Annotated in this window: 12 protein-coding genes; 7 read left to right on the top strand and 5 right to left on the bottom strand. The window is 64.5% G+C overall.

Annotated elements, in window-relative coordinates; translation table 11 throughout:
* Positions 1–3 precede the first annotated feature (3 nt).
* Positions 4–1185, bottom strand: coding sequence for an acyl-CoA dehydrogenase family protein (locus tag ACZYSP_RS11005; RefSeq protein ID WP_093048951.1), 1182 nt, complete (start codon positions 1183–1185; stop codon positions 4–6).
* 132 nt (positions 1186–1317) lie between these two features.
* On the opposite strand from ACZYSP_RS11005, the gene purN reads away from it, so the two are divergent.
* Together purN and ACZYSP_RS10995 are read left to right on the top strand one after the other, a co-directional pair.
* Positions 1318–1914 carry a phosphoribosylglycinamide formyltransferase gene (gene purN / locus ACZYSP_RS11000; RefSeq protein WP_093075751.1) on the top strand — a complete coding sequence of 199 codons (597 nt, stop codon included), beginning with the start codon at positions 1318–1320 and terminating at the stop codon, positions 1912–1914.
* Between the two features lie 37 nt (positions 1915–1951).
* Complete coding sequence (locus ACZYSP_RS10995; protein ID WP_093048957.1) at positions 1952–2266, top strand: I78 family peptidase inhibitor; 315 nt, start codon at positions 1952–1954, stop codon at positions 2264–2266.
* A 69-nt stretch (positions 2267–2335) separates the two neighbouring features.
* Here ACZYSP_RS10995 and ACZYSP_RS10990 read toward each other — a convergent pair whose 3' ends face one another.
* A complete protein-coding gene (locus tag ACZYSP_RS10990; protein WP_093048960.1) occupies positions 2336–2569 on the bottom strand; it encodes a DUF1653 domain-containing protein in 234 nt (77 codons plus the stop codon).
* Between the two features lie 50 nt (positions 2570–2619).
* On the opposite strand from ACZYSP_RS10990, the gene ACZYSP_RS10985 reads away from it, so the two are divergent.
* The 3 genes from ACZYSP_RS10985 (at position 2620) to ACZYSP_RS10975 (ending at position 7133) form a co-directional block, all read left to right on the top strand.
* Positions 2620–4473 carry a M48 family metallopeptidase gene (locus ACZYSP_RS10985; RefSeq protein WP_093075750.1) on the top strand — a complete coding sequence of 618 codons (1854 nt, stop codon included), beginning with the start codon at positions 2620–2622 and terminating at the stop codon, positions 4471–4473.
* A gap of 41 nt (positions 4474–4514) precedes the next feature.
* A complete protein-coding gene (locus ACZYSP_RS10980) occupies positions 4515–5786 on the top strand; it encodes an RsmB/NOP family class I SAM-dependent RNA methyltransferase (protein WP_093048966.1) in 1272 nt (423 codons plus the stop codon).
* A 132-nt stretch (positions 5787–5918) separates the two neighbouring features.
* Positions 5919–7133 (top strand): DesA family fatty acid desaturase, encoded by a 1215-nt coding sequence (locus tag ACZYSP_RS10975; RefSeq protein WP_093048969.1) that lies wholly within the window; start codon positions 5919–5921, stop codon positions 7131–7133.
* Positions 7134–7268: 135 nt separating this feature from the next.
* Here ACZYSP_RS10975 and rpmG read toward each other — a convergent pair whose 3' ends face one another.
* The 3 genes from rpmG to trxB all read right to left on the bottom strand — a co-directional run bounded on the left by rpmG (position 7269) and on the right by trxB (position 8819).
* On the bottom strand, positions 7269–7442 hold the full coding sequence (gene rpmG / locus ACZYSP_RS10970) for a 50S ribosomal protein L33 (RefSeq protein ID WP_007830291.1): 174 nt from the start codon (positions 7440–7442) through the stop codon (positions 7269–7271).
* Between the two features lie 11 nt (positions 7443–7453).
* On the bottom strand, positions 7454–7687 hold the full coding sequence (gene rpmB, locus ACZYSP_RS10965) for a 50S ribosomal protein L28 (RefSeq protein ID WP_007830293.1): 234 nt from the start codon (positions 7685–7687) through the stop codon (positions 7454–7456).
* A 172-nt stretch (positions 7688–7859) separates the two neighbouring features.
* The gene (gene trxB / locus ACZYSP_RS10960; protein ID WP_093075748.1) at positions 7860–8819 is read right to left on the bottom strand and encodes a thioredoxin-disulfide reductase; all 960 of its coding nucleotides are present in this window, start codon (positions 8817–8819) and stop codon (positions 7860–7862) included.
* Positions 8820–8999: 180 nt separating this feature from the next.
* Between trxB and ACZYSP_RS10955 the strand changes: the two genes are divergently transcribed.
* Positions 9000–9674 (top strand): Crp/Fnr family transcriptional regulator, encoded by a 675-nt coding sequence (locus ACZYSP_RS10955; RefSeq protein WP_093048975.1) that lies wholly within the window; start codon positions 9000–9002, stop codon positions 9672–9674.
* Positions 9675–9774: 100 nt separating this feature from the next.
* Positions 9775–12210: a DNA translocase FtsK gene (locus tag ACZYSP_RS10950; RefSeq protein ID WP_093048978.1), complete on the top strand. Its 2436-nt coding sequence runs from the start codon at positions 9775–9777 to the stop codon at positions 12208–12210.
* Positions 12211–12313 lie beyond the last annotated feature (103 nt).

Below are 12313 nucleotides of genomic sequence, written 5' to 3'. Positions count from 1 at the left end.
TCCTCAGCCCAGAACCGTCTGCGCGACGATGTTGCGTTGCACTTCGTTCGAACCGCCGTAGATGGTGGTCTTGCGCATGTTGAAGAAGGTCGACGTCAGCGGCGCGAGCGCCGGGTTGCCGCCCGGGAAGTTGCCTTGCCAGCCGGCTTCCATCGCCTCGCGGATCAGCGGCAGCGAATAGGGGCCGCCGGCCAGCATCATCAGTTCGCTGTAGCGCTGCTGGATCTCGCTGCCGCGGATCTTGAGCAGGCCAGCCACGTCGAGCGAGTTCTTGCCCGAGGTGGCGGCGGACAGCACGCGCAGCACCATCATCTCGAGCGCGACGATGTCGACTTCGAGCTTGGCGATCTCGTCGCGGAAGCGATGGTCTTCGTAGACGCCTTCGCTCCTGGCGATGCGCTTCAAGCGTTCGAGCTCGCGCTTGGCGCGGTTCACGTCGGCGATGTTGGTGCGTTCGTGCGAGAGCAGGTGCTTGGCGTAGGTCCAGCCCTTGTTCTCTTCGCCGATCAGGTTCTCGGCGGGCACTTCGACGTTGTCGAAGAACACTTCGTTCACTTCATGGCCGCCGTCGAGCAGCTTGATCGGGCGCACGGTGACGCCGGGCGACTTCATGTCGAGCAGCAGGAAGCTGATGCCGGTCTGGGGCTTGCCTTCGTTGCTGGTGCGCACGAGGTTGAACATCCAGTCGCCGTACTGCCCGAGCGTGGTCCAGGTCTTCTGGCCGTTGACGATGTATTTGTCGCCTTTGCGCTCGGCCTTTGTCTTGACAGACGCCAGGTCGGAGCCCGAACCGGGTTCGCTGTAGCCCTGGCTCCACCAGACTTCGCCGCTGGCGATGCCGGGGAGGAAGCGCTTCTGCTGCTCGGCATTGCCGAAGGCCATGATCACCGGTGCGACCATCACGGGGCCGAACGGGACGATGCGCGGTGCGCCGGCGAGGGCGGTTTCTTCCTCGAACAGATGGCGCTGGACGGCGGTCCAGCCCGGGCCGCCGAACTCGGTGGGCCAGCCGTAGCCCAGCCAGCCCTTCTTGCCGAGGATCTTGGCCCAGCCTTGCAGATCGTCGCGCGTCAGTTCGAGCGCGTTGTGCACCTTGTGCGAAATCTCCTTGGGGAGGTTTTCTTTGACCCAGGCGCGAACCTCTTCGCGGAACTTCTGTTCTTCGGGTGTGAAGCTCAAATCCATGCGTGCCTCGCTGTGTTGATCGGTTCACCGCAGACGCGGTGTGTCTCCGGAACTGCGAGTTTTAGCACGGTCGTGCTGTGAATCGGTGTCCGCGCGGCGACAAGACACGCGCCACGGATAATCCCACCTCCCATGAAGAACATCGTGATCCTGATCTCCGGCGGCGGCTCCAACATGGCGGCCATCGTGCGCGCCGCCGAGCGCGACCGCTGGGCCGAGCGTTTCGGCACTCGCATTGCCGCAGTAGTGAGCAACAAGGCCGAGGCCGGCGGGCTGGCGATCGCCAAGGCCCACGGCATCGACACCGCCGTGGTCCCGCACAAGGATTTCGCCTCCCGCGAGGCCTTCGACGAGGCGCTGGCGAAGGTGATCGACGGCTATGCGCCGGCGCTGGTGGTGCTGGCGGGGTTCATGCGCATCCTGACGCCGGGCTTCGTCGGCCGCTATGCAGGTCGGCTGGTGAACATCCATCCCTCGCTGCTGCCGGCGTTCCCGGGGCTCCACACGCACCAGCGCGCCATAGAGGCGGGCTGCAAGGTGGCGGGCGTGACGGTCCACCAGGTGACCACCGAACTCGACCACGGGCCGATCCTGGCGCAGGCCGTCGTGCCGGTGCTGCCCGATGACACCGCGGCCACCCTGGCCGGGCGGGTCCTGGCGCAGGAGCATCTGTTGTATCCGCGTGCCATCGCCGGATGGTTGTCAGATACATTGAGTCACAAACCTTAAAGTTGTTTATATTCGCGGGTTTTCGGGAGTCCAGAAAGTGAAAACCAAATCGTTGCTGTTGGCCGTTGCCGGCGCTGCCCTGATGGCGGGCTGTGCCGCTCCGGCGCCCGCGCCCGCCCCGGCACCTGCGCCGCCGCCTGAACCGGTCTACCAATGCAACGCAGATGGCGCCCGCTTTGCCGTAGGCCAGCCGCTGACGCCCCAGCTCGAAGCCGCCGCCCGCGTGCGCTCGGGCGCCGGAATCGTGCGAGTGCTGAAGCCTGGCGATGCGGCCACGATGGAACTCAATGGCGGACGGCTCAATCTCGATGTCGACGCCCGCGGCCGCGTAACGGACGTCCGCTGCGGTTGAAGGAATGTGGATTGCTACTGAAAAGGTAGCAATCTTTTGAGTCAGGACGGGCGTGCGCAGCCTGGCTGGCTAGATCGGAATAAATCTTCGCCGGGGCACGCCGTCAATCTCGACGGTTTCGCCGAACATGGCGGCTGGCCGGACCCAGAGGCCGTGGGCGCCATACAGGGCGCGGTACAGCGTCATCGGCTCCAGCGTCTCGCTGTGCCGCACGGTGCCGAGCACTTCGTATTCGCCGCCCTTGTAGTGGCGGTAGCGGCCGAGGGGCGTTTCGATCAGGGGAGGGAGGTCTTCGTCGTTCAACGGGGCTTCTTTCTTCAAAAACTGTCGGGGCTTGATTTGACGGGAGTCGGATGGATCGCGCTGATTTTGTTCACCTGGTTCGACTGAGCGAGCATGCCAGTGCGGACGACAGTGCGCGCTATCGACGCAGCGTCGCGGCCTTTGCCGCGCTCGGCTACCTGTGGGTGCTGGGCTGCCTCGGGCTCTCGGTGGGCCTCATCGTCTGGGTGCTCTCCTCGATCGGGGAGGTGCGATTCAACTTCACACGGGGCTGGCTGCTGCTGTTCGCCGCGGGCCTGCTTTGGGCCACGTTGCGAGCGCTCTGGGTGCGCTTCGACGAGCCTGAGGGCATCGAGCTCCATCGGGAAGACGCGCCGGCACTCTTCGAGGCGCTGGACCGCATTCGCAGCAAGATCAAGGGGCCGCCGGTCCACCACGTCTATCTCGACGACGAATTCAACGCCAGCATCCGGCAGGTGCCGCGCTTCGGGTTGTTCGGCGGCGCGGTCAACTCGCTGAGCATCGGCCTGCCGCTCTTGATGATGCTCGACCGGCGGCGGCTTCTGTCGGTGCTGGCGCACGAGTACGGCCACCTCCGCGGCAACCACGGCAAGCTGAGCGCGTGGATCTACCGCACCCGGCTGTCGTGGCTCAAGCTCGACGCCAACCTGCAGCGCAACGAAGGCGTGATGGCGCTGTTCTCGCAGGCCTTCTTCCGCTGGTACTTCCCGCGCTTTGCGGCCAAGACTTTCGCGCTGGCCCGCCAGGACGAGTACGAGGCCGACCGCATCTCGGGCCGGCTGCTGGGCAGTTCCGTGGCGGCGGCCGCGCTGACCGAGATCGCGATCAAGGGCAATTGGTACGCCAACGAATTCTGGCCGTGGCACTGGGCCCGCGCCGAGCACGAGCCGCAGCCGCCGGGCCCGTTCGCGGCCCTGCGCAAGCGCGTGCGCACGCCGCCCGGCGACGACTTCGCGCGCCAGGCATTGCGCGAGGCGATGCGCCGCGTCAGCGACCTGGAGGACACCCACCCGGTCTTGCGGGACCGCCTGGAGGCGCTCGGCCAGAAGGCGGCCATGCCCGAGTGGTCGATGCGTCCGGCGCTCGAATTGCTGGCCGACCGCAAGAAGTGGATCGAGTATTTCGACAGCCAGTGGCGCCGCGCCCATGCCGCCGACTGGAAGCAGCACCACGCGCACCGGGCGCGCATCCGCGAGCGCATCGCGGTGCTGGCCGCGCGAGGCGAGCGCAACACGCCGGACGAGATGGTCGAATGGGCCGATTCCGAGCGGCGGCTTGACCCGGCAGCTCCTGTGCGCTTGCGCTACGAGAGCGCCCTGCAGATCGCGCCGGAGCATCCCGGCGCGCTGCGGGGACTGGCCCAGATGCTGCCCGCGAGCGATCGCGAGGCGCGCCTTGCCGTGCTCGAGCGCTTGCATGGCTCCGGCGCGGCCAGCCGGTGGTGGGCGGCCAGGAGCGCCGTGGCCTCGCTCGAAGATCCAGACGCGGGCCCGCACGATGAAGAGGCGCTGAAGTTGTGGCGCGGCCGCCTCAAGGAAGCAGAAGAGGCCGAGGAGCGCGCCTGGGAAGAGATCACCGGCACGCCGTTTTTCAGCCAGATCTCGCGGCACGACCTCAACGACTACGAGCTGGGCGAACTGCGGGCTGACCTCGTGCGTTGCCTGCCCGCCTCGCGGGCCTGGCTGGTGCGCAAGAACTTGCGCGAATTCCCGTGGCGCCGTGCCTACATCGTGTTCGTCGAACTGCCGGGGCTCGACGACGAAGACCGCTGGAACCTGTGCCGTCAGCTGGAGCAGACCCTCACGCTGCCAGGCGCTGCGCTGGTGCTGTGGGCCGGTCATTCGCCCAAGCTGGAAGACATCGAACGGGAAGCCTTCGGGGCGGTCTGGACGCGCGGCGCATAGCCCTTCGGGGCAGGCAGGGCGGCGGCTGAGACAATCGGGGGATGCACCCCAAAGCCCTGTTGGAGGCCACCGCCGATCTGGTCGGCCTTGTCCTGAAATTCGATCACCCGGCCGACCAGGTCGTTTCGCGGTTCTTCCGCGACCACCGCGAGTTCGGTCCGCGCGAGCGCGCGACGCTTGCCGAAACCGTCTACACCGTGCTTCGCAAGAAGCTGCTGTTCGACCACCTCTCGCCCTCGGGCAGTGGCTCGAAGGAGCGCCGCATGGCGATCCTGGGCTTTCACGGCCCGCGCGACTTTTTGAAGGGCGCTCTCAACGACACCGAGAAGCGCTGGCTCGACAACTGCGACGCCGTCAAGCCGGACGATCTGCTGGAGCGTCATCGCCACAACCTGCCCGAGTGGCTGGTGGCCCCGCTGAAGGCGCAACTGGGCGATGGTTTCTGGCCGCTGGTCGAAGCCCTGCAACAGCCTGCGCCGCTCGATCTGCGCGTCAACGCGCTGACCGACAAGCGCGCGGATGTGAAGGCTGAGCTTGCGAAAGCTGCTATCAAATCGGAAGCGACACCGTTCTCGCCCTGGGGCTTGCGCATCGACGGCAAGCCGGCGCTGACCAAGCTGGATGCCTTTGTCCGTGGCGCCATCGAGGTGCAGGACGAGGGCTCGCAGTTGCTGGCGCTGCTGCTGGATGCCAAGCGCGGCGAGATGGTGGTCGATTTTTGCGCTGGCGCGGGCGGCAAGACGCTGGCCATTGGCGCGACGATGCGCAACACCGGCCGGCTGTATGCCTTCGACACGTCGGCGCACCGGCTCGACGCGCTCAAGCCGCGACTGGCGCGCAGCAAGCTCTCGAACGTTCATCCGGCTGCCATTGCCCATGAGCGCGACGACCGTATCAAGCGCCTGGCGGGCAAGATCGACCGCGTGCTGGTCGATGCGCCCTGCTCGGGGTTGGGCACGCTGCGACGCAATCCCGACCTGAAATGGCGCCAATCGGTCAAGTCGGTCGAGGAATTGACGGTCAAGCAGACCGCCATCCTGCAAAGCGCGGCGCGGCTCGTGAAATCGGGCGGCCGTCTGGTTTACGCCACCTGCAGCGTGCTGCCGGAGGAAAACGAGGCGATTGCGGAGGCTTTCAGCGCCGCCAATCCCGATTTCGTGCCCGTGGATGTGGCGGAATTGCTGCAGGGCCTGAAAATCGAGGGTTTCGAGGCGCTTTGCGCCGGCGGGGAGGGCGCAAAGCGCTACCTGCGCCTGTGGCCGCACCGCCATTCGACCGACGGTTTCTTTGCCGCGGTGTGGAACCGCAAATAGGGGCGGGACTCCAAACTAGGGTTAATCTGCGCTTTTCTTGAAGGTTTAAAGGCTTTGTTTTAGGCCTGCCGCTTTAAAATCGCGGGTTATCTGAAGGCTGCACCTTCGTGTGGCCATGGAGTACCTGACTCAATGTTGCTTCCTGACTCCGCCGTTTTGAACGCGGCCATCCAATGGCTCGGACACGGCCTGTGGGACATCGCATGGTGGCAAGTCGTGCTGTACACGCTCGTCACCACGCACATCACGATTGCCGCGGTCACGATCTTCCTGCACCGCACGCAAACGCACCGGGCCATGGATCTGGGCCCGATCCCGTCGCATTTCTTCCGCTTCTGGCTGTGGCTCGGCACCGGCATGGTGACGAAGGAATGGGTCGCCATTCACCGCAAGCACCACGCCAAGTGCGAAACGCAGGACGATCCGCACAGCCCGCAGGTCAAGGGCATCGACGAAGTGCTCTGGCGCGGCGCCGAGCTGTATCGCGCCGAGTCGAAGAACAAGGAAACGATGGAGCGCTACGGTCACGGCACGCCCGATGACTGGATCGAGCGCAACCTGTATTCGCGCTACAGCTGGCAAGGCGTGGGCCTGATGCTGGTGATCAACCTGGCGCTGTTCGGCACGCTCGGCATGGCCGTGTGGGCTGTGCAGATGCTCTGGATTCCCATCACCGCTGCCGGCGTCATCAACGGCATTGGTCACTACTGGGGCTATCGCAACTTCGAGGCGCCCGACGCCAGCCGCAACATCATGCCCTGGGGCCTGATCATCGGCGGCGAAGAGCTGCACAACAACCATCACACCTACCCGACTTCGGCCAAGTTCTCGGTCAAGAAGTACGAGTTCGACATCGGCTGGATCTACATCCAGGCGCTCCAGAAGCTCGGCTGGGCCAAGGTCAAGAAGGTGCCGCCGAAGATGTTGATGGGCGACATCCAGCCCGTGGCCAACGAGAAGACGCTCGAGGCCGTCATCGCCAACCGCTATGAAGTCATGGCCGGCTATGCGCGCGAAATGCGCCGTGCCACCAGCCAGGAGCTGGATGCGTTGAAGACCAAGGGTGCCGACCTGTCGGTGCTCAAGGCCGCCAAGCGCTGGCTGCACCGCGACGACGACAAGGTGCCTGCTTCGGCTCGCTCGCATGTCGTGCAGGCCCGCGCTGCCCACCCGGTGCTCGACAAGATGGTCACGATGCGCGAAGAGCTGCGTCAGCTGTGGCTGAACACCTCGCAATCGCGCGAGCAGCTGGCGGCCGATCTGGCGGCCTGGTGCCATCGGGCGGAAGCCAGCGGCATTGCCGGCCTGCGCGACTTCTCGACCCGCCTGCGCGCTGCCCGCGCCTGACGGTTCCGCGCTCAATGAAAAAGCCGACCCCAGGGTCGGCTTTTTTATGTCCGCCGTTCTTGCATTGCAAATCGACGGGCAACAAAAAACCCGCTGGGTTAGTAGCGGGTTTTTATTGGGAAAACCGGAGCCGAATTACTTCAGCTTGATTTCCTTGTATTCGACGTGCTTGCGCGCCTTCGGGTCGAACTTCATGATCGACATCTTTTCAGGCATCGTCTTCTTGTTCTTGCTGGTCGTGTAGAAGTGGCCGGTACCCGCGGTGGATTCCAGCTTGATCTTTTCGCGTCCGCCTTTGCTCGTTGCCATGTTTCAGCTCCTTAAGCTTGGCCGCGTGCGCGCAGGTCTGCGAGCACGGCGTCGATGCCGTTCTTGTCGATCAGGCGCAGTGCAGCGCTCGAAACACGCAGGCGAACCCAGCGGTTTTCAGTCTCGACCCAGAAACGGCGGTATTGCAGGTTCGGCAGGAACCGGCGCTTGGTTTTGTTGTTGGCGTGGGAAACGTTGTTTCCGACCATCGGGCCTTTGCCCGTTACGTCGCATACGCGTGCCATGAGGACACTCTTTCTTGAACAGCTGGCACCGGCGCAATCAGGGCGATTGCAGGGTGTTTTGCAGCTTGACCTCGCCAGAAACGGGTGGCGGTACCCCGACTTTGCCGCGGCTCGTGTGAGAGCCCTGTTTCGGCAAAGCCTCGGATTATAGCCCTTTTGGGGGCCGCATTGGCTACAGGGTGCCGTCCTGCTCCAGGAAGCGCTGGGCGTCGAGTGCCGCCATGCAGCCGGTACCAGCGCTCGTGATGGCCTGGCGGTATACGTTGTCCTGCACGTCGCCGGCGGCAAAGACGCCCGGAATGCTGGTCATCGTGGCAAAACCCTGCAGGCCCGAGCGGGTCAGGATGTAGTTGTCCTTCATCTCCAGTTGGCCCTGGAAGATGTCGGTGTTGGGGTGATGTCCGATGGCGATGAAGCAGCCCTTGAGGTCGATCTGCTCGGTAGCGCCGGTTTGCGTGTTCTTGATCCGGATGCCCGTCACGCCCGAGTCGTCGCCCAGCACCTGGTCGAGTTCGTTGTGCAGCTTCAGCACGATCTTGCCTTCGGCGACCTTCTCCTTGACCTTGTCGATCAGGATGGGTTCGGCGCGGAACTTGTCGCGGCGATGGACCAGCGTCACCTTGTTCGCGATGTTGGCGAGATAGAGTGCTTCTTCGACGGCCGTGTTGCCGCCGCCGATCACGCAGACCTCCTGCTCGCGGTAGAAGAAGCCGTCGCAAGTCGCGCATGCGGAGACGCCGCGGCCCATGAACTTTTGTTCCGAATCGAGGCCCAGATACTTCGCGGAAGCGCCCGTGGCGATGATCAGCGAGTCGCAGGTGTAGGTGCCGCTGTCGCCGGTGAGGGTGAAGGGGCGCTTGCTCAGGTCGACCTTGTTGATGTGGTCGAACACGATCTGCGTCTTGAAGCGTTCGGCGTGCTCCAGGAAGCGCTGCATCAGGTCGGGGCCCTGCACGCCATGAACGTCGGCCGGCCAGTTATCGACCTCGGTCGTGGTCATCAATTGCCCGCCCTGGGCGATGCCAGTGATGAGCAGGGGCTGAAGGTTTGCGCGGGCTGCGTAGACGGCGGCGGTATAGCCGGCCGGACCGGAGCCGAGAATCAAAACCTTGGCGTGTTGGGAAGCGGACATGGGTAGAAAACCTAGGATATGCGCTGCGTCAGCGTGTACATTTTCAGGGTGGTAGCGATATATATGGAGTATCACTGCCCGGTTCAACACCGGGTGAACGGTGTTTTCAATGCGCGCGATTGTAGTAATCCATTGGCTTGCCCTCTGGGTCGCTCCGTGCGCTGTCTCAGGGATTGATAAATGTCGATGCTGTCCAACCTCGAATTGCTTCGGCGCGTTCCTTTGTTCGCGTCGCTGACGGCCACGCAGTCCGCCAGCATCGCGGACGCGATCATCAAGAAGCGCTTCAAGCGCGCAGAAGTCGTCGTGGAGCAGGGCAAGAAGTCCGATGCGCTGTACATCATCCTGACCGGGCGCGCACGCGTCACCAGCGCCGACAGCCGTGGGCGCGAGGTCATCCTTGCCACGCTGCATCCCGGCGACTACCTGGGCGAGATGAGCCTGATCGACGACGAGCCGCACTCGGCCACCGTGCGCACCGAAATCCAGTGCGATGTGCTCATGCTGGGCCGCGACGCCTTCGCGCGTTGCCTGCCCGAGAACTCCTCGATGGCCTACAACATCATGCGCGGCCTGGTGCAGCGCCTGCGCCATGCCGACCGCAAGATCGAGTCGCTGGCGTTGATGGATGTCTACGGACGCGTGGCCCGCTCGCTGCTCGAATTCGCCATCGACGACGGCGCTGGCAATCTCAAGGTGCGCGACAAGATCTCCCGCCAGGACTTGGCCAAGATGGTCGGTGCCTCGCGCGAAATGGTGAGCCGCGTGATGAAGGATCTCGAAGAGCGCGGTTTCGTGCAGACCATGGATGACGGATCGATGATCGTCAAGGAACGGCTCCTGTCACTGGCTTGAGCCTCCGGGGCCGGGCCCGCCGTTACCGGCGGTCCCGGCCTTTTGTTGTAGTGTTCGTGCCTCCGGCCCCTGATTTCCCGGGCCGGGTGCCGTGTTTTTCATGACCTATTCGCTCAATACGCTTCAATCTTCTTCTGCTGCCGAGGGGCAACCCGTGCGCATGCGCGCGATGCGCTTCGCTCACGAAATCACGCTGATCGCAGGATTCGCAGCGCTGTTGTTCTGGCTGCTCGCAATGCTGAGCTTCACGCCTTCCGATGCCGCCTGGTCGACTTCGGGCACCGGGGGCGAAATCAAGAACTGGGGCGGCCGCATTGGCGCCTGGCTGGCCGATGGCAGCTACTACGTTGCAGGCTATTCCGTCTGGTGGTGCCTATTCGCCGGGTTGCGCGCCTGGTTGTCGTCGCTGGCCAACTGGCTGCGCGGCGGCGAACCGTCGTCCGGCGAACAACCGGCGCCGCGCGGTCGCTTCAACCGCAGCCGTCTCGCCTTCTGGTTCGGCCTCATCCTGCTGCTGTGTGCGAGCACCGTGCTCGAATGGTCGCGCCTGTACCGGCTTGAAGCCCACCTGCCGGGCTCTGGTGGTGGCGCACTGGGCTACCTCGTGGGTCCGGCCAGCGTGCGCTGGATGGGCTTCACTGGTTCGGCGCTGGTGGCTATCGCAGGCGGCGTGATCGGCTCGGCGCTGGTGTTCCGCTTCTCCTGGAGCCTGATCGCCGAGCGCATCGGTGCGCGCGCCTACTCGCTGTTCGAGTCGCGTCGCGAGAAGCGCGAACTGGCCGCCGACATCGCCATGGGCAAGCAGGCCGCCCGCGAGCGTGCCGAGGCTGACGAACCGGCATTCACGCGCGGTGGCGATCAGGGGCGCTCTGAGCCCTCGCTGGCACCGTCGTCCGGCGCCTTCGACGACGACGAAGAAGAAATCCGCATCGAGCCGCGCCCCAAGCGCCGCCCCCCTTCGCCGCCGGTGCAGATCGAGCCCGCGATGACCGAGGTGCCCAGGAGCGATCGCGTCGTCAAGGAGCGCCAGAAGCCGCTCTTCAAGGAACTGCCCGACAGCAAGCTGCCTCAGGTCGACCTGCTCGATGCCGCGCAGACGCGCCAGGAAACGGTGTCGGCCGACACGCTCGAGATGACCTCGCGCATGATCGAGAAGAAGCTCAAGGACTTCGGCGTCGAGGTGCGCGTGGTACTGGCCTCGCCCGGCCCGGTGATCACCCGCTACGAAATCGAGCCCGCCACCGGCGTCAAGGGTTCGCAGATTCTTGGCTTGGCCAAGGACCTGGCGCGTTCGCTTTCGCTGGTGTCGATCCGCGTGGTCGAAACCATTCCGGGCAAGAACTACATGGCGCTCGAACTGCCGAACGCCAAGCGCCAGTCGATCAAGCTCAGCGAAATCCTGGGCTCGCAGATCTACAACGAAGGCAAGTCGATGCTCACCATGGGCCTCGGCAAGGACATCATCGGCAACCCTGTGGTGGCCGACCTCGCGAAGATGCCGCACGTGCTGGTGGCCGGTACCACCGGGTCGGGCAAGTCGGTCGGTATCAACGCGATGATTCTTTCGCTGCTCTACAAGGCCGAGGCACGCGACGTTCGCCTGCTCATGATCGACCCGAAGATGCTCGAAATGTCGGTCTACGAAGGCATCCCGCACCTGCTGGCGCCCGTGGTCACCGACATGCGACAGGCGGCCCATGGCCTGAACTGGTGCGTGGCCGAGATGGAGCGCCGCTACAAGCTCATGAGCAAGCTCGGCGTGCGCAACCTGGCCGGCTACAACACCAAGATCGACGAAGCCAAGGCGCGCGAGGAGTTCATCTACAACCCCTTCAGCCTCACGCCCGACGATCCGGAGCCGCTCAAGCGCGAGCCGCACATCGTCGTCGTGATCGACGAGCTGGCCGACTTGATGATGGTGGTCGGCAAGAAGATCGAAGAGCTGATCGCCCGCCTCGCGCAGAAGGCGCGAGCCGCCGGCATCCACCTCATTCTTGCCACGCAGCGCCCGAGCGTCGACGTGATCACCGGCCTCATCAAGGCCAACATCCCTACCCGCATCGCCTTCCAGGTGTCGAGCAAGATCGACAGCCGCACCATCCTCGACCAGATGGGCGCCGAAGCGCTGCTCGGCATGGGCGACATGCTCTACATGCCCAGCGGCACGGGCCTGCCGATCCGCGTGCACGGCGCCTTCGTGAGCGACGAGGAAGTACACCGCGTGGTGGCCTACCTCAAGAGCCAGGGCGAGCCCGACTACATCGAGGGCGTGCTCGAAGGCGGGACGGTCGATGGCGATGGTGAAGGCGACCTGCTGGGTGGCAGCGATGGCGAAAAAGACCCGATGTACGACCAGGCGGTCGAGGTCGTGCTCAAGAACCGCAAGGCCAGCATCTCGCTGGTGCAGCGCCACCTGAAGATCGGCTACAACCGCGCCGCGCGCCTTGTCGAAGACATGGAGAAGGCCGGCCTCGTCAGCGCCATGAGCGGCAGCGGCCAGCGAGAAATCCTGGTGCCGGCACGCGCAGCGGAGTAATTCGCCGCAGGGCTTTCGTAATTCAGGTTACGTGCTGAAAGGCAATTTGCAAAAACGCCTTTCAGCATTGCAAATCTTCATCAAGGCCTACACCTGCCGCAAT

The sequence above is a fragment of the Variovorax sp. F042 genome (genome assembly GCF_057814215.1).
This window is presented reverse-complemented; position numbering and strand designations above follow the sequence as displayed.